Consider the following 18,648-nt stretch of genomic DNA (forward strand, 5'->3'; position numbering starts at 1 on the left):
AATTTAACCAAAAATATTGACATTGCCGGCACTATATATACTTGAGTCAAGGGGACTGGACGGTAAACCTTGTAAATCAGCTTTGTTTCGCATAGCCTCAATCCGTTCAGCTTCCCGGATTGCCAGAGGATTCATATTATTTCTCGCTGACAATAATGCTTCAAGTCTAATTTCTAGCGGCGGCAGTTCACCCATAGGTGGAACATCGTCTGTGAACATCAGGCAAAAAGTAGAGATAGCCGCCCTTTCCACAATTGCTTGGATTTCCGCACCCACACAGCGATGGGTCGCTTTGAGTAGTCTACGCCATTCTTCATCGCTGAACACATCTCTATCACGGAACCGATAATCAAATCTAGCGAGATGAATTTTAAAAATCGAGTGTCGTTCCCCATTATTGGGTAAATCCACCTTAAAAATGTCGTCAAATCTCCCGCTTCTAGTCAGTTCTGGTGGTAGCCATTCAATGTTGTTGGCAGAAGCAATAATTAATACATCACTCTTTCTTTCCTGCATCCAGGTTAACAACATCCCTGCTAGTCTTCGGGACAAATCATCATCGAGAGTAAATCCCTTGTCAAAGTCGTCTAGGTATAGAATTACACGGTTAATCCTGTCTACTAGTGCCAGCAAGTTTTTTAGCTTGTACTCCGCCATGTTGCCGTAACTACGAAAACTGCCCCACTCTAAAACGATCATCGGAATCCCCAATCGCTGGGAGCAAGCTTTCGCTGAATGAGATTTACCTGTGCCTGGGGGCCCAATCAATAAAATACCTTTGGGTAGCCGAAGATTATATGCTTTAGCTAACGGCGTTAATAAGCGCTTATATGTCTTAAAAGATTCCTGCATCAAGTCCAGTCCGCCAACTTCAATTGCTGGCGGCTGGAGAAACTCAATATTGTAAACTCGCCTGAGCAGGTCAGTTTTGTAAAGAGAAAGTTTTTTTGTCAGTTCTTGGGCTTTGGTACAAGAAGCTGTAGCCCAATTAATCCCATACTCAATATCTGCTAAATACATCCCCACAGCAGCAAGGGCGATCTCATGAATTTCCTTTTCACTATAGTTTTTTGGCAATATCCCTTGTAGATAATTGCTGATTTCTTCAACTGTTGGCAGTTCTTGTGTAATCGTCGGCACAAATGCGGTAATTTCAGATGAAAGACTGGCGTTTGGCCCCAACAGGATAGCTGTTCTATTTGAGTTCCGGTTGTCAAGTTTCAGATTTATAAGGGCAGACTTAATCCATTCGGCGGTTAAGAAAAAATCTGGGTCAGTAGTTGAGTTTCCCAACCAAGGAAATATCCCCTCTAATATTAAAATGCCTTCTTTTTCAGTAGCTTTCCAAAATCGCAGGATCTCAAAGTAATCTTCGCGTTTATTTTTGGTCATCGGCTGATACTCTAGTACTTGTTGTAAAATCAAGTCCTGCCCATTAACCTCTAACTGATGTAATTGATCGTCTGATAGTGTCCACAGATAGCATAAAACGTGCTTTTGTTGACATTCCCTAGCAATGCTTTTTAGTAGTCTTGCCCTTTCTTGCAGTGGGGATTCTATCGCAATCAAAGGATTGTTTAGTTTTATCAGGTCAAATACTTGCTCTATCAGCGCAGTATTCATCAGTTTTTTTATTTGTTGGTCATCCTGATAATAAAAGTTGTAAAAAATTGTTTCCACAGACAAAAGTATTGAAAAATACAGTACTTTTACCTCTTGCTTTTTGACTACAATATGCCATTCTCTCTTAATTTATCCGTATTGTCTGAGTGAGCAATTTTACTTAAAATCAACGCTATATATCAGAAAAATGCAATTCATATTAATATTTAAATCTCAACATTTTTCGTGTTTAATATTTGCTATATTTATCTATAAATAAAATAGATATATTTAACAAATTAATTTTTAACCTTATTTTATCTGTTAAAATAGTAACAAATAACTGTGCAAAATTAGGTGTGTTTTTATGAGATTCAATCTTAACAAAAACCAGATTTATGTACTTGCATTACTGTTAAGTTTAGGAGTGTCTTCATGCCAATCACCAGAACAAAAAGCTGCTTATACTCAAAAAGCAGTAGAAACAGAGCGAGAGCAAAAGTTCAAACAGTTTGTCCAGAGTACACCTGATTTATACAAAGTAACTTGGAAAGTTTGCGGAAATGCTGGCGTAGATTTAAATAGAAAAATAAATTTGGGCTGTGATGAAACCAAAGATATTCCTACTCAAGGTTTCCAGACACCCATTTATGTATGGGGCCCTGCTGGAGAAATAAAGTTTATCACTAAGCCTAGCTTCTTTGCTGATATTTCATCGGACTCAACTCTTTTTGTCAAATCTAGGGGATGTCTTGCATCAGGTACTGCTAAACAAGAGCAATTATATGTTGTCAGAGAATTTCCACTAAAGAAAGGCAGTAATCCTCAACCTAAAGATGCGAAAATAGAAATCGTGCCAAAACAGGAAAAAGAGAATATATTGCGAGATGCTGTCGCAAATGCACAAATAGAAAATGCAACTCTTACAAATTTTGGTGTATCCTCCAATGGACTAATTCCTACAGGGAAAGCTTGTCAATCATTTGATGAGTGGAAGAAAGCTGATTAGGAACTCTCTTTCAATTTAACTAATATTGGGGTCAAGTCCCCATCCCATCCAGAGCAAACGCATCTGAATTACTCTTGATCGCAACGAAGGTTAGGAACCAACGAAAAAATCTTTCCTTTCGCGTTTGTTTACCTCCATCTGTGCGAAGAAAGCCAATCGCCGCAGACCAGAACTGTCTCACCATCTCCCTAATGTTTACATTTGTATACGTTGTAGACGTATCCACGGCTTCCATTTGCCGTTGGGAGAACGCATTTAAATTCTTCCTATTAACTGATAAATATTCTGAAAATCTCTATTTCACAGTCAGAGTCCGAATTCTTTGCAATGCCTGCCTAAACTTGTTGGCATCATAGGTTTTTTTTAAATAATTTTGGAAACATCGGAAACATTACGGAAACATTGCAAAATTTTCTTGACCTATCAGTGAAGGGATGCCAAAATTGGTCAAACAAGCGCGAGTAGGAGATTAATCGATGAAAGTCACTAGACATCGAGACAAAATTTTGGCAGCGCTACGGGAATGGTTTCGCATTCATAAACAAGCACCCACTCTGGAGGAGTTCTGTGCTGAACTGGGAATGCAACCCCGCCAGAAAGCAACACTGCAACGATGGTTGCAGACGATGCGAGGTATCGATGTGGAATGGGAAGATAATGCTGCCCGTAGTCTGCGCTTCCTCACCCCTGAACCGGACATTGAACCAGGACTACAAATACCCGTAACGGAAACATTGCGGTATTTAGCAACCGGCTTAGTAGAGTGGGAAAAACAAGAACCTATGAACAGAGCGCATATTCCAAAAGCTCTTCGTGTTGGGATGTCCAGAATGCACTTAACATCTTTGCTTTCTGGAGACGAACAAGCCCCTTCAAGCCTGCCAGAATTTTTTAACTGGGCAAAAAAACCAGTTCTTGACTGGCAACCAGCAGCAGAGATTAAACACCTATCATCGGAAGTCACTCTTATAGAAGATGGGTTAGTTTCCGATTTTGCCCTCCAGTGGCAAGTTACGGGTGCTGATGTAGAAATGCAGGTGCAAGAGAAAGTCCTGCAAGATGTCCTGGAATACTGTCGGGTAAACCAACTAGAAGAAGCTTATCGCGCTTTACGAAAGCTGATTATTGAGTGTCCTGTCCTCCCCTACTCTCAATACCGTCGCCTTTTGTCTTCATCCCAATTAAGACCTCTGCGTGATTTTTTGCTGCAAATGTATGTGGATTTGGTTGATTTAACAAGTGACCCCACTTATCACTTCTGCCCTCGCTGCAAATATGTAATGCGTCGCCGTCGAGATGGGACTTATAACTGCCGAAACATGACCTGTGAACAGCTGAGTGCGAAACTCCGCCTCCCACCCCAAGCGTCAATTCCCAAGCATGAGGCAGAAGATTGGAAAGCCCTTACCCCTGGCGTGCATCGGTACGGGACACTGCCAGGACTTTGGGAAATTCAGCTTGCAGAAACCCTGACAAAACTGGGAGTACACGTTACTCTTTGGCCTGAAATTGATCAATTTGACTTACTCGTAGAGTTTAGTAAAAAAGTTCGCTGGGCAATTGACGTTAAAGATTGGTCGTATTTAGATGAAGAGCGTTTGCGGGAAGTAGACTATCGCTTTGATACTACTGAAACCTTTATAGTCTTCCCAGATGAGCGAAATGATGTCTTACGAATTGAGGTGGAACGCCAAAGACTCGAACCAGAATTGGGTGGCGTGCGCTTGAAGCTGATTAGTGAAATTATCTCCCAAGCTAAAAAACTTCTGGAGAAGAAAAATCATGCGTGATATTTCTCAATGGGGTAAACCATTGCGTCAAGCCCTTCGCAAATCGCAGGACTTAAAAGCTTATGTGAAAGAAAGTTTACCTGATGCGGAGGCTAATAATATACAGCAACTAGAAATAGCACGTCTTGCTCAACTTATTGCGGAAGTGGAATTGGGGTTAACCTTACTGATGGAGGTAGCTCCAGAAGAAAGAGCGACTTCCGTATCAGCGTTACTTTTAGGATATCGTTTTCCAGTCAAAGCACTTGAAAGTGAAGAAAACTGGCTGCTCGTAAAAAAAGCCCGTTTTTATCTTGTGCGTCGTAAAGGAAGACAGTGGGAGCGGACTCTGGCTGAATACATTAAATTACCTGAAATTATCAGGATATTCAGCTTAACGGATACAAATGATGTTGCTCAACTGATTCCATGTAGCACTTACCCCCAACGCTTACAACTGTACCGCCAAACCCTATCAAAAACTCCATCGCACAAAAAAGGAAAAGTCAAACTAGCAACCTCTGGTTATTGGTATGCCAAAGTTTCCCATAAAGGTCACACTACCGTTGATGTTCCGATCAATATTCCTGAAGCTGTCGCTAATCTGGCTCTTTCTCCGCAGATATCTTTTCATGGCACACGCACAGCTGTGAATCCCTCTCATCTTGTCACCTTAGAAAAATTGCTACAAGATGCTCAGGAAATGGATGAAAAACTGGGCCAAGCTGGGTACGAGCCAGAAAATTATCATCAACGTCTAACAGGAATTGCCTTAAAGTTATATGACGTATCAATAGATGATTTTCAACCTTCCCTACCAAACACTGTAATTAAACTAGAGCAACTTGTCCACATTGTCGGTTTATTGAATGTGGGTAAATCAACACTGCTTGATATTCTGATTTACCATTTTGCGAAACTTGGATATCGCTGTGCATTGCTGGTAAATGATGTTGTGGCAGCAGTGCGTCTGGCTTCCCTATTTCGAGATGGATTGGGAATTCTTGCGGCCCCTGTGTTGGGAAGCAGCGATCGCTTTCAACACTTAGAAAAAGTTTATGAACCAATTCTAGCAACCAAAGGTGAAGAAATCGAAACAGGAGCAATCCACCCAGCATGGCGTTGGTTTAGTCCTGTCTGTCCCTTACTACCTTTAGTGCAATCAGAAGAAAAATGGGAGTTCGGTGAAGAACCATGTCACAATCTTTACCAAAAACAACCCACTACTAAAAACGGCAATTCTCAGGCAGAGGATGATGAGGATTTTGAGGACTTGGAAGAGGGGGAGAGTGAAGATAAATATACTTGCCCCTTGTATTACAAATGTCCGCGTCACCAATTAGAACGAGACATAGCTACAGCATTGGTTTGGGTGTTAACACCAGCCAGCTTCATTCATACGCGCGTTCCCCCGCAAGTTTTTGCAGAAAAACTGACCTTTGCTGAAGCCGTTTACCGTGAATGTGACTTTCTCTTTGTTGATGAAGCCGACAGGGTACAGGTGCAGTTTGATGAAGCTTGTGCGCCCGATGAAGTCTTAGTAAATTCTTCTGGAAACTCCCTATTAAATAAGCTAGGACTCAAATTTGCTACCACTATTTACAATTCTGACCGCCGCAGCATGGCGGCTGAACTCGTTGCCACTGCAAAAAGAGCTAATGACTACGCGCAAATTGCAACAGACCTAATTCTCCCCCGGCTCCATAACCAGCCAAAACTTGTGGAATGGGTGGGACAAAACCCCTTTACAGGTCGTTCACTCTTCGCCCATATAATCCGCGACATTCTGGAAACACCAGAAACAGAACAGAACGAACCATCTCCCAAGCTGAAACGTGCGGAACGCAGCAAGGAACGACAAAAACGCATTCAGGCTGGTTTACCCCCCGAAGAGGAACGCCAGCGCCGTAAAAAAATCATGCAAACTTTGGAGGGATTTTTGCAAGCTCCCCTTAATCGTCGCAAAGGAGGAGAACTTTCAGACCTTGCCTTTACTCTACTGAGTGCCGAAAATGATGCTAGGGCATTAACTGAGGTTGCTGAATGGTTACACAAATGGCTGGAATTGTTGGGGATTTCTCTCGCAGAAAAAACTAAACTCGAGGAAGTTACGCACCATTTGCACTTAGCAATTCTGGTAACGGTACTCAACGATAAGCTGGGCTTTCTAGTTGATAATCTGAATGCACTCATGCGGGCGGGAGTTCTTGACTTGCATGACACGAGTCTTGCCCTTGTGTACCGCCCACCCCGTGATTATCTGCCAGTTGTGCCATCTTCACCTGTGGGAAACATTTTAGGCTTCAGGTATACGCGAGATCGGAGTCACAAATCTGGTGGGAAGTTGGAATATTTTCGCTACGTTGGGGTTGGACGCTATTTACTCCTGAATTTTCCCCATCTCTTTGCTGTTGATGGTTGGGATGGCCCCCATACAGTTTTGATTTCAGGCACTAGCTACGCTCCAGGGACACCTGCTTATCACATCCGCAAAAAACCGACTATATTGCTAGAACCAGCTACCAATAATTACACAGCAGGTGATGCCGGAATTGGCGAAAGCGACTTTTTCTTCAGTTCCCAACCTAATGCAGTCGGCAAGTACATCGCCCTATCGGGACTGCCACCAGATGTGAGAAAAATAGCTGTTAACGAAATGGTCAAGGCCATCTGTCACAATCCTGGACAAGCCAACAGCTTTCTCGATCAATTATTTGCAACCTTGAGTGATTTAGCCAAACAAGATCCAGAACGTTGGGGCGATCGCCAACGCTTATTGCTGATCACCAACAGCTATGACGAAGCAGAATTGGTGGAGTCAATTTTAAAACCCCTCTACCGTAATGTTGAAAATCTTAACGGCATTGCTACCCTACGCCGTGACAATGCTCCGGCTCACTTGAGTGGTATTCGTCGCGGTCAAATTCGTGACCTCGCCCAAATGTCTATTCCAATTGTCGTTGCACCTTTGATGGCATTAGAGCGAGGACACAACATTCTCAATGAGAAGCGGATAGCAGCATTTGGGGCGGCGGTATTCTTGAGCCGACCAATGCCAGTTCCCGATGATTGGCAAACTACTGTCCAGCAACTCAATAATTGGGCGCTGGAAAAGTCTGAAGATTCTAGGCTTTATGAGGCACTAGAAAAACGAGGCGATCCTCTCACGCTGACGAATATAGAAAATGAGTTCTACCAGTATGCGGTGGCGAAAATGCTTGACTTAAACTGTCGGGCGATGTCCTTCAAACAGTTAACCAGTGATGAACGTTCTATACTCTGCTGGACTCAATTGGTAAGTGTTTGGCAAATTATCGGGCGTTTGGTACGTGGAGGAGTTCCCTGTATTGTCCATTTTCTAGATGCAAAGTTTGCACCTCAATCAGTTGACAGTGAACTCGACAACGAACGAACCTCACTGTTAGTAGGCATAATCAAGGAACTTCAACTTGCTATTGAGCCAGAAGACAAACAACCTTGGGAAAAAACATTAGCCAAATCTCTCTATGGTGCTTTCTTCAATGCACTCAAACAAACAAAGGATTTACGCTATGACCAATAAAATCATTTCGCTATCGATTTTATTGGTAAACAATATTTTCAAAAAAAAATAGCGAACCCCCTCTATAGTGCTTTCTTCAATGCACAGAATAAACTCAAAGATAAGGAGTTAAATTATGCCCTTTAAAATTCAAACTCTTCTTCCTGGAGCTTGGGAACTGATTAAGGATCAACAATACGAGCTTTTTTCTCTCCATGTCCCTACTACATGGCAGCAAGTTGCTAAATCTCTAGCGCAAAAACGTTTCAATTTGCTAGGTAGAGGTTATCCCTCCGTCCCCGTATACTCCCTCGACCCAATTATAGCTGCTAGCTTTCCTAAAATCATTCATACAGTACGTAATGGCTGGCAACGTCCCGGTGTACCTTGGATGTTAGCGACAGAACGCGCTGAACTTTTTAACTTGCCTGACTTGATCAAAGATTGGTTGCGTGAGGAATTTAGCTACTGTTTAGGTGATGATGAAGTTGAATCTATTCTCGACCAACTGGATAATAATGCTTGGGAATGGAAGGATAAATCAACAGTTTATCCTTTGCAACTTCCACCAAATAACCCGTATGGCATAGACATTCGCTGGCAGGCAATACCTGATTATCTGGCTGGGGAATTTCTCAAAAATCCACAGGTCACTTTTGGTTCGGATAATCAGTACCAACTAACTTTTTACCAAGTAGTAAACCTTAAGCAAGGAGCCGAACTAATATCATGGCCTCCTTATGAGGTTCCACTAATTAAAAATAAAAAACAAGTTGGCACAGTAAATATCTCATTTGTCATTCATTTCAAGTTGCAAACAGTTCCTTGGCGCAGCCAGCCAATGATTTATCATCAACTTTCGATTCGGCGATGGCTCACCGCAACTATGGAACGCCTACCTTATCGAGGTGTTACCGCTTTTATTGGTGATGATCGACGGTGGTTAGATGGGAAAAAACAACCATTTTGCTTGATTAATATGCCTATTAAGCAAATTACAACACAAGAAGGAAGGAAAGCAAGATGGCCATTCGCTATTAGTGAATTACTGAAAATTAATGATTCTCCACTCCCCGATCCTGATAGTTTAGCTAGTGAGCCAGTTTATAATTGGTCTGTCTTTGGTGCTGCCCCCACTGGAATACAAGCTGCTATTGCTTATGACTCTCGACATTCTGGTGAATTTCCTTGTTTTCCTGGTGTGAGTCCGCTAGATTTAGCTAGTTTAGATAGTGCTATTCAAAATAAGATCGAGCAAGGAAATTTCCCAGTTCGCCGTATAGGTGAAGCGATGAGAAAATCTGGTGAATCTTTACCTTTTTGGGAGCCTGGAAAGTCACAAAAAAAAGGTAGTCTAGAACCGAAAAATCCTGATGATTTATCTACGCCAATGTTGCGTCCAAAAATTGCTGCCCCAGCTACATTTCGACACCCTGAAAGCTCTCCTAATACCATCTTAATTTTGTGGGAAACCCAAAAATGTCGAGATGCACTCATTGCAGAAATTTGTAAATTACTTTCAATCTCACCTCAAGGAGAAACAATCACTTACGAAACTTTAACTGGGTTAACAAGAGAAGAAACTCTTTATCAAAATCAGGATGTATGTTTACGGATTGTAACTCAGCATGTCTCAGACATAACAGCAAGACTAGATGTTGATAATCCTGAAGTTGAGGGCAATAACCGACAACAAAAACGCACTAATTTGATAGACAAGCGTATTCATCAGATTACCTCATATTTACCCTCACCAAAAGGATTAAGTGGTGCTTTAGTAGAAATTAAACCAAAGAAATATTTCTTTCCACCGGAGTCAGATCCAAAACTTGCTGTGCGAATTGGGGTAATGCAGGCTGGTTATGTCAATCAGCACATCCATGCTTTAAAAACATCTCAAACAAATGGTAAAGAATACATTCCGAAAAAATCTCAAAATCGAGTGCAAAGAGCAGTATCAGACTTATTACGACAATTTGGAATTTTACCTACTCCTCTCATCGACTTTGAAAAAGATGGCATAGATCCAAATATGTGGCTGACTTGTTTTTATGTTTTACGCCGCACTCGAAAAACAACAGCTAATAATCAAGCTTCTACTGTCGCGTTGATGGTACGAGTCAACCCAATCAAGGGAACGGTACAGGTCACTACCCCTACTTTCTTCGCTACACAAGGCTGGGTATCGTATTCAGCAGGGCTGGGATATTTACTCAGTGAAAAATGGGAACCTAATAGCTATGCTGATGAAACGACTGGTGATACTAGCGATGCACAACAGTCTAGTGATACCCAAAACGAACAGAAGTTTCTCAATAAATTTGTTACCGATTGCTTGCGTGATTGTTTAAGTACATCAATTGAAGAGGAAAAACCTCCCCATGTGCTGTTTATGGCTGAAGCCATAAATGCTCGTACAATGCTGACATGGTTACAAAATCCCCAACTACCAGCTAACAATTTACCCGATCAACTAAAACGGCACATGACAGAATCGGAAATAAATCGGCTTTCGGTTGTGCGGTTAAGAGTTCCAGGTAATGGTGAAGTTCCCGTTGCTATTGCTAAGGGTTCTCCTGGTAGCAGAACTAATGGTTTATTCTGCTGGCAGGATGTGTGCGATGATGAGGCAACAGCACTTTACCTCAGCATGAGGAAGCTGTTAAATACCGAGCAAGGTACAAATACATTACAACAGAAACAGTCTCGACTTGATAATGGCAGCTTACAAGCCGGCAATCCAAAACCATTAGAAATAGCTGTTATTCATCACCCAGGTCTTGAACACGATAAGTTAGCTTGTTTTGTTCATAATCTTAGAGATCGATGGCCATATTTTGCTAATGAGGTTTCTTTACCGTTACCTTTTCCGTTTGCAACTTCAGCTAAACAATATGCTGTGAGTGCTAAAGATAGAGTGGAATCTGTTGACTTAGAAGAGGAGGACGAGGAGGAAGATTCTTCTGAATCTGTTGATTAAAGTGATGATAAACTACTGTCTATAGATTCTAGATAAAAACTGTAATTGGCATCAAAACAATCACTTGATTGTGGCGAACTACAAGTGTTGATAGCTTGAAAGCGGTTGTAAATTGTGTTGTAATTACGACTATATATTTGTACAACTTCTGATGCTTGTACTGAAACTGTTGTTCCAGAAGGAATAGTGCTTAACAAATTTGTTGCTTGTTTGATTTTTGCAAGTGCATCTTGCAGTCCAGCTAACGTGTAAGGCGTATTTTGAGCAATTTTCTCAACTTGTTTAGCTAATTTTTGCGCTTGTTTAAATTTTAAAACAGCGTTATCTTCAATTATTAGCCGTTTATTAATTGTAGTATAGTTAGCCTTATATTCTTGAAGCCGCTGTTGTTCTTGTGCATACAAAGGGGAATTTTTAGGCATTGTTCCTAAAAGCTTTATTGCCTGTTCAAGTTTATTGCTGGCTTGTTTCCAAGTTGTACTAGAATGTGGAGGGTTCTGTGTAATTTTTACTGCTTCCCAACTCAATTTTTTGGCATTTTCAATCGAATCAGATGCTTGGATTTCAGATGACAAACGCGCTGAAATTACAGCATAATTATTACGATATTGTTCAAGTTTTGTTTTTGCATCTACGCTAACAAATGAATCTTCGGGAATCGACTCTAAGATAGTAATTGCTTCTTGCCATTTATTACTTGCTTCATTCCATACTGTTGCTGGGTGCGGTGGATTTTGCACCAAAATAGCTGCATCCATTGCTAACTGTTTTGTAGATTCAAACTTAGCTACTGTATCTTCTTCTATTTGCAGTCGTTTTTCAACTGGATCGAGTTGCACGCGAAATTTACTAATATCCTGGTGTGCTGCAAGATATGCAGATGCAAATGAATTCGGAATTATTTCAACTGATGCAATTGCCTGTTTAATTTTGTCACGCATTAGTCTGATTTCATTAATATCTTTTGCTTGTGTTACATCACCTATGCTTGACATTAACGTTTGTGCATTCCAACGTACTTGCTCTTGAGAAAAACGCTTCCAACCAAACCAAACTCCAGGACTAATTAAAATTAAAATACTTGCAACAATTGCAGTTGTAATCTGAACAGATTTTCTTCGTTGTTGTCGCTGACACTGTTTCATCAATAGTGGATTTTTTAAACATTCCTGTGCTTCTTTTATTTTTCCTTCTCCTTCTTGAATTAAAGTTTCAATTTTTGGTTGTAGCTTTTGACAAAAACTTAAAATATCTAAAACTTTTTCGTTTTGACTATTAAAATCAATAAATAATTCATCTTTTGGGCTAAACTCTACTGCACAAATGCTGCCAAAAAGCAATAACAAACTTTCTAGTGTAGTAGATTTAATATAAGTAATTTTTCCTTTTTCAACTGTATTAATAATATTCTGGAAGTTTTTGTTTATTGATATTAAATCTTTCTGTACAGTTTTGATTTGTTCAAGCTGGCATAACATGACACCTTGATTCCCAAAACTTAAACTGTTCTTGATTATACGACTTTTGGTTTTGACATCATTTTTAATATCGCTTATTGATTTATTTGAATGTATTTCTTCTAATGCGGTTATCAGTCCCGGATGTTGAGTGCATTCTTTTCCAAATGAAATAAGATACGCTAACTGTAGTATAGGATTTTCAATAATTTGCTTTAAATTAATACATTTATTAATAATAGATTTTACAGATTCGTATTGATAATTATTATATAAAATAATAACTCCGTTTTCATCCAAACCTAATGCCGTAATGGATTTACCAAGAACACCAATTAAGGCTTTTATAACATCAATATTTAATGGATTATTCGCTTGCTTGTTAATTTTTTTTGTAACTATATCTAGTTGTCTATATACGTTTCTCAATTGTACTTGTACTTGAGACATCCGATGTAAATTTTGCTGCATTACAGGGAGACTATCAAAATTTAATCGCTTTTCTGCTGTTATTAAAACAGCAGAAACTTTTTCGTGTAATTGATCAATGCTAATTTTTGACTGTACTTGCGTAAGAATGTGTAAAAAGCCTGCATCACTTAGACAAGTATCTATAAAATTTTGTAAAAACTTTGCAGGTGCTATTATGTTTATAATTTTATGCTCATACTCTTCACATTCTTTAATAATATCTAATAGCCTATACTGTTGATTTTCAATATAAACAATTATTTCGTTTTTATTATTAAATACTATTCGTGTAATCGCTGCACCAAATACTAAAAATAACGAATTTATAGTATGATGGCTAACCAAAAAATTTTTTGTATTATCAATTGAAGATGACAAACTGTTTAATTTATCTTTTATTTTGATTAAGCGCTCTAATGCAAGCATTGCTGTTGCTGCTTTGTCTTGCATTAATTCTGGTTGGCTAAAGCTAAAATCTAACCGAATGCTGAATGATAATTTGGATATTTGTGCAGCCAAAGACGGTAAATTTTGGGAATGTTTTTGAATTTCTGTATCGAAAATACTATCTGAAATCAGAAAACATTGAGAGCTAATCTCTTTTAGCCATGTACCTTGCTGAATAAAAATATCAATCGTCTGCACCAAATCCCAAAATTTTTTCCGAACCTCCCGCAGATGGTTTTCATCGTGAATCGCTTCATCCAAAAAATCATGTCCAATTTCTAAAGCAATTTCTGAAGCTATTTGTGAGAGTATATTATCATCATCACTACCATTTTGACCAAGTAAAATTAAACCAACACCTACAACACCTTTTGTCAAACGAATAGCATCAATCCGTGCAATTTCTTCATCGAGTTTTTTTAGTGTAGGTGCTAACTCACCTTTTATATGATGCAAATCTAAAATCGTGTTAGAAATTATAATTAGTTGTTTTTCAATGACATCTGAATTATGGCAATCTAATGCCATCGAACTACCAAGCATCAAAGCCTTATTAAGTATTACATCAAGGTTGTTCATACGTTAGAACTAAAATATAATATATATTAATAGTTCATACTTTTTTATACATTAACAACCGTAATAACCCTGAATAAAACGCTGTTTAGCATAAATCAATAGCCGTCAAGCACCACATTTAAAGAAGAGACTTAAGCAAAACTTATCAATCAACGAAAGAATCAGGATTTATATTTGTCAACTCCTTGATCTAAGCTGGTTGACAACCGGGAGTAGCACTGGAACAAAAATGCACTATTTAATTTGACACGATATTATTGTGATTATATTTACGCAGAAAGTTTTCCGGAAAAATCCACTTGAGACATAACTTGTGTGCGTATTGAATTCGCAGCCTTCTCTGCAATTTCTTCTCTATCAGAATCAGTAAGAACTACTGCAAGTAAGGATTTTAGAGCTTCTCGGTTAGATATAAACTCTTCATTGTATAAATCATCTTGCAACAAAGTAGCTTCCAAGTGAGGTATTAGCTCAGACGAAGGGGATAGCAACCGCTCTTTAATGCGTGCCCTTGCAGTTTCTGTTGCAGAAGTTGTACCTATACCTAAATCCCATGTTTCAATTATTAGCCTGACTTCGCGGTTGAGAGATACACGCAGCGTTGATAGGCGGCCAAATAAAGGAAGGTTGAGCATTAAAGGTGGTAATGCATTACCCCAATCCAAACCAGCGCCAATAGTGCAATTTGCTTCATCTTCGATGCAAACAGCCTCTTCGAGCCATCCTTCACCAAAAAGTAAATCTATAGCTTCTTGGGTTGTTATTGACTCGTTTGCCTCAAAATTATCCTTTTGCTGTTGATGATTCATAAATTTTTACCCGCTCGAACTTTATCTTCGTCTCAATACACCATACTCAAAGTAAACTAAATTCTCATATTCTTCTTCCGAACCGCAGTTCAACATGTTTTGTTTTTCGTAAAATCCTTCAGACCTTGGTAAGGAATGCAACCCAACTCTACCTTCATACCCTAACTCAACACTTCTAATTCTTGCGAAATTTAACAGTGCTTGACCAACACCTTTGAATTGAGGTGGGCGTTGAATCTCGATTCGGTTAATGGGGGCAGTGGCAATGCCATCAATATAAACTAACCTCTTACCAATATTCAACCGAGAACCGTGCATTTGTGTTTCTATTATCATCAATCCTTGAGTTTTGTTTTCGCACTCAACTGCGTAACCTTCAAGATTTTGTTGATTGCCAATATATCTTAATTTAAATATCCAGTCCCAATATTTATCTTCTTGACTAAATAACCTTAATTTTTCGACCCACTCATTAACATAATCATCAACATGTCTTTGTTCTAAATCAACCAAATATGCTTCTTCAACAGTTGTATTATCAAAACCCCTTTTTAATTCGATTTTTCGCTGCACCTAAAGCTCCTAATTGTCATTATCTGCAATCACTCTATTCGGCGGGCGAATCAGTGTAAATTCCAAAATTCTTGAAAAGAATAAAATTACTAACTTACCGGATGATAAAATCCCGTATTTTCGTTAAATTCCCACCCTAGCCCTGCTCTATCTTTGCCCTTACACCATGCTACAAAAAGCGGTGGGGGGAGTTTAATTCGCTCCTTACGTACAGTTTCCTCACTTACACCAAGTCTCTTGCCCAAAGCTTCTTCAGTTAACGGTTGCATTCTGGGAGTATGCACTTTGAATGATGAATTATTGTAGTACGATTTCTGTCCCCGCTTTTGTTGGTTGTTGAGATAGTCTTGAATTTTAATGATCGCCTCAGCCAACTGTGTCATTCGATCTGTCATTCTCTCCACTTTTTGTTCTAAATTGGCGAGATTATCAATTGCTGTGGTTTGGTTGCTATTAGATTCATTTGAAAACTCTGACTCAAGCTTATCAAGTCTTTCGCAAATAGCTCTTATCGTTTTATTAGTAGAATTACTGTGATTTTTATTACTTTTAACTAAGTACTTCTCTACACTTGCCTTAATCTTTGAGTCTAGGCGTTCGTCTAAATCGTTACCACCTATTGCATCAACCTTATCTTGGGAATCGCCTAAGTAGAGATCGATAAATTCGAGCAGCGTGGCTGTTGCTGTTGTGCCTTTCGAGTTGCAACAGGCGATAAACTGCTCCCACTTCCTTTGGTCACAGTTGAAAGATGCTAATTTTTTTTTTACGCCCTGTATTGCTCATGTTCACGTATCATCTAGGTAAACTGGGACTCTCCACGCTTATTAAATCGTATAATTCATCATGATGAATTACCTTGATAGTATCATCCCCAAATGTCTCAGCGCATTCTTCAAGCGATGCCTTTTGTAAAGAGATGCTACTGCCAACGGCTACCATTGGCGATCAAAAATTATCTCAGGCTTAAACACTTGCAGGATTGCTTTATCTAATTTTTGCTCATCGAAACAGTGCTGAGTACCTAGTTAGATTGCTGAGTAAGAAAGCAATAATTGCATTCAGTACAGTAAGTCTGTACCCCTACGGGGATCTTGCTACGCATAGCGTCTCTAAAAGTTGCCCCTGCTTTTAAGCCCTGGTGTCCATTAAAGAATTAGTTGTGTCAGTTTTAAATATATTAGTGTCCAAACGCTCGATTTTTTAGCTCTGTGCAATTTAAATGATGGTCTAGCTCTGTAAATCCAGTTTTTTAAAATTAATGTCCCTTTCACTTACAACAAAGGCCTTCATTATCCACTCAAGCTTTTCCAGTAAAATCGCGATCTGGCTTCCCGAGCGAGTTTCTGACACTATACTTTGGGGAATGGCTGATACTAAGCCTAAGCGATGGCGTACTCGCTCTTTTCGGTGGCGATCGCTGCTGAGAAAAGTTTGAGTTTTTGGGGAGCAAGTTTTACCCGTCCGTTTTTTGAAGAATTTTTTATAGAGGAATTAAACCACTCTCAAAAAATAAACTTAAAATGACTCTATAGTTTTATGGCGTGATAGCGATTAAATAGCGGGCTATTCCGATAAGCTTGATTTGGTATGAAAGCAACAGAAGCAGGGAAGAATTTTGTACAAGTTCTTTAAAATAAGCACCTTTGCCCCTTTTCTTTAACCCAAACCTACACCTGTAATATTTGTGTATTTAAATGCTATGAGTATGCTCTTTGACCTAATGCATCACTTATTAACTATAAAGTCATTATTGGTTTATTTTTTTCACCTATTTTTAGTTTTTTATTTTAGAGGTGTATTTTTAGGGGGAACCACAAAAAAAAGATACCAGCCTTGTTCTTAATTGCTCGTTGTGTGGCGTGGATCTGGCTCGTACTTTCGTATCTTTATGAGCGGGTAAGTGCCTTACCACCCAAATCGGGAAAATTGACTTGCCTGAAGACGAACCGATCACTTACTTGGGTAAGTACTTACACGTTGAAAACACATTGTAATTTCAGACATCAAAAACTAACTTGCCATTCGGTAAAGTCCCAACGGCCGTTTCTGCATTGTTATCAATCAATATTGATATTGGCTAACCACAACAACTGGTGCTTTCAGGTGAAAGCTGCGGCGATTGCACGGAGCGCAACTGTCCATTGGCGATTGCAATTGAAGAAGGCAGGAGGCAGAGGGCAGAGGGCAGAGGGCAGAAGGAACAAGTCAGAAGGGGATTCAGACCCCTCCTGACTTGGGACCACCAAATCAGAGATTGTGGTGGGGGTCTTAAACCCTTACTCCATGATTGTCGTGGGCAGAGTCTTGAGTCAGAATTCCATAAAAGCCTTCTGCCTCCTGCCCTCTGCCTTTCTTGATAAATATAGACATCACCCCGTAGCAATTCCAGCATCAGCCATCTTCGCCACACACTAGGTATTAAATATTCACAGTAATTCCGCTAGTTGCTGAAAATACCCATACTGCTCATCTGCATAGGGAGATCCAAGAGATAAAATGCCCAGCCGTCGCTTTCGCCCTCAAGGCGAAAGCGCCTAAATACCTCGGTTTTGCCAAAAATATTATTGATACGGCTGGGCATTTTATTACTGGTAAGGGCCATAACTGTGAAAATTGCACTCCTGGCAAAACCTGTCCCGTGGACTGGGATAATAAGAACAGGGCGGGGTGTTGATGGGACAGCAACCTTGAAAATTGATAGGCATGGTCGAGCAAAGATTCTGTCTTTGCAGGAAATCCAACTTCTGTTCTCGCAGGGGGTAGACTCGCTACGAGACAAAGCGCTGTTTGCGGTGATGCTTTACACAGCGTGTCGGGTGAATGAAGCAGTGACGTTGCTTAAGCGCGACGTATATGATGCCAAAGGAAAAGTCAGAGCCAAAATCATCTTTCGCAAAGGTAACACGAAAGGGAAACTGGCTACCCGTGCCATCCCGGTAATTCAAGAATTGCGAGTCAGGTTGCAAGCATATAAACCGCGTGATGATTCTCCTTGGTTGTTCCCTGGAAATGCTGACCACTCAAGAGCCAATAACCACCTGCACCGAGATTCGGCACTGTGGATAGTGCGAGTCGCTTGCAAAAAAGTAGGAGTTGAAGGCGTAAGCTCTCACAGCTTTCGGCGCACAGCACTCACCTCGATGAGTAATGCCGGAATTCCCTTAAGAGTGATTCAGGAAATTTCTGGGCATCGCACCTTGGACGAGCTGTACAAGTACCTGGAGGTAAGAGAGGATCAAATATTGGGAGCGGTATCATCTTTAGCACTACTTGCTCCGGTTGATGAAGACGACTTCGGGAAATCCTGCTTTGTCGAAGTGACCGATAATTCAGTGCATGAAAGCTCTTGACCCCATTTTACCCAAAAATCGATTTAGCAAAGCAGCATCAGCGCAATTGCTGAAAGCA

General features: G+C 40.0%; 12 protein-coding genes. 6 read left to right on the forward strand and 6 right to left on the reverse strand.

Annotated features, from left to right (window positions below; translation table 11 throughout):
• Positions 1-3: 3 nt before the first annotated feature.
• Positions 4-1,623 (reverse strand): ATP-binding protein, encoded by a 1,620-nt coding sequence (locus H6G96_RS26025; RefSeq protein ID WP_190914886.1) that lies wholly within the window; start codon positions 1,621-1,623, stop codon positions 4-6.
• Positions 1,624-1,969: 346 nt separating this feature from the next.
• Between H6G96_RS26025 and H6G96_RS26030 the strand changes: the two genes are divergently transcribed.
• The gene (locus H6G96_RS26030; RefSeq protein ID WP_190914888.1) at positions 1,970-2,611 is read left to right on the forward strand and encodes a hypothetical protein; all 642 of its coding nucleotides are present in this window, start codon (positions 1,970-1,972) and stop codon (positions 2,609-2,611) included.
• A 31-nt stretch (positions 2,612-2,642) separates the two neighbouring features.
• Here H6G96_RS26030 and H6G96_RS26035 read toward each other — a convergent pair whose 3' ends face one another.
• A complete protein-coding gene (locus tag H6G96_RS26035) occupies positions 2,643-2,795 on the reverse strand; it encodes a hypothetical protein (RefSeq protein ID WP_190914890.1) in 153 nt (50 codons plus the stop codon).
• Positions 2,796-3,087: 292 nt separating this feature from the next.
• Here H6G96_RS26035 and H6G96_RS26040 point away from each other — a divergent pair, with 292 nt between their 5' ends.
• The 3 genes from H6G96_RS26040 (at position 3,088) to H6G96_RS26050 (ending at position 10,901) form a co-directional block, all read left to right on the forward strand.
• Positions 3,088-4,401 carry a Fis family transcriptional regulator gene (locus H6G96_RS26040; RefSeq protein WP_190914892.1) on the forward strand — a complete coding sequence of 438 codons (1,314 nt, stop codon included), beginning with the start codon at positions 3,088-3,090 and terminating at the stop codon, positions 4,399-4,401.
• Complete coding sequence (locus H6G96_RS26045; protein ID WP_190914894.1) at positions 4,394-7,942, forward strand: hypothetical protein; 3,549 nt, start codon at positions 4,394-4,396, stop codon at positions 7,940-7,942. Before H6G96_RS26040 ends, H6G96_RS26045 begins: the two co-directional genes overlap by 8 nt.
• A 115-nt stretch (positions 7,943-8,057) precedes the next feature.
• On the forward strand, positions 8,058-10,901 hold the full coding sequence (locus H6G96_RS26050) for a DUF3962 domain-containing protein (protein ID WP_190914896.1): 2,844 nt from the start codon (positions 8,058-8,060) through the stop codon (positions 10,899-10,901).
• On the opposite strand, the gene H6G96_RS26055 is transcribed toward H6G96_RS26050, so the two are convergent.
• The 4 genes from H6G96_RS26055 to H6G96_RS41555 all read right to left on the reverse strand — a co-directional run bounded on the left by H6G96_RS26055 (position 10,898) and on the right by H6G96_RS41555 (position 15,632).
• Positions 10,898-13,855, reverse strand: coding sequence for a hypothetical protein (locus H6G96_RS26055; protein WP_190914898.1), 2,958 nt, complete (start codon positions 13,853-13,855; stop codon positions 10,898-10,900). The genes H6G96_RS26050 and H6G96_RS26055 overlap by 4 nt on opposite strands.
• A 269-nt stretch (positions 13,856-14,124) precedes the next feature.
• On the reverse strand, positions 14,125-14,664 hold the full coding sequence (locus H6G96_RS26060) for a hypothetical protein (RefSeq protein ID WP_069068817.1): 540 nt from the start codon (positions 14,662-14,664) through the stop codon (positions 14,125-14,127).
• 21 nt (positions 14,665-14,685) lie between these two features.
• Positions 14,686-15,237 carry a GNAT family N-acetyltransferase gene (locus H6G96_RS26065; RefSeq protein ID WP_190914900.1) on the reverse strand — a complete coding sequence of 184 codons (552 nt, stop codon included), beginning with the start codon at positions 15,235-15,237 and terminating at the stop codon, positions 14,686-14,688.
• An 89-nt stretch (positions 15,238-15,326) separates the two neighbouring features.
• Positions 15,327-15,632, reverse strand: a complete 306-nt coding sequence (locus tag H6G96_RS41555) for a hypothetical protein (protein ID WP_242063395.1) — start codon at positions 15,630-15,632, stop codon at positions 15,327-15,329.
• Between the two features lie 994 nt (positions 15,633-16,626).
• Between H6G96_RS41555 and H6G96_RS26075 the strand changes: the two genes are divergently transcribed.
• The gene (locus H6G96_RS26075) at positions 16,627-16,764 is read left to right on the forward strand and encodes a hypothetical protein (RefSeq protein WP_190914902.1); all 138 of its coding nucleotides are present in this window, start codon (positions 16,627-16,629) and stop codon (positions 16,762-16,764) included.
• A 1,163-nt stretch (positions 16,765-17,927) separates the two neighbouring features.
• Positions 17,928-18,590, forward strand: coding sequence for a site-specific integrase (locus tag H6G96_RS26085; RefSeq protein WP_190914943.1), 663 nt, complete (start codon positions 17,928-17,930; stop codon positions 18,588-18,590).
• Positions 18,591-18,648: the final 58 nt, after the last annotated feature.

Origin of the sequence: Nostoc sp. FACHB-892, from assembly GCF_014698795.1 — a bacterium.
GTDB lineage: Bacteria > Cyanobacteriota > Cyanobacteriia > Cyanobacteriales > Nostocaceae > Nostoc.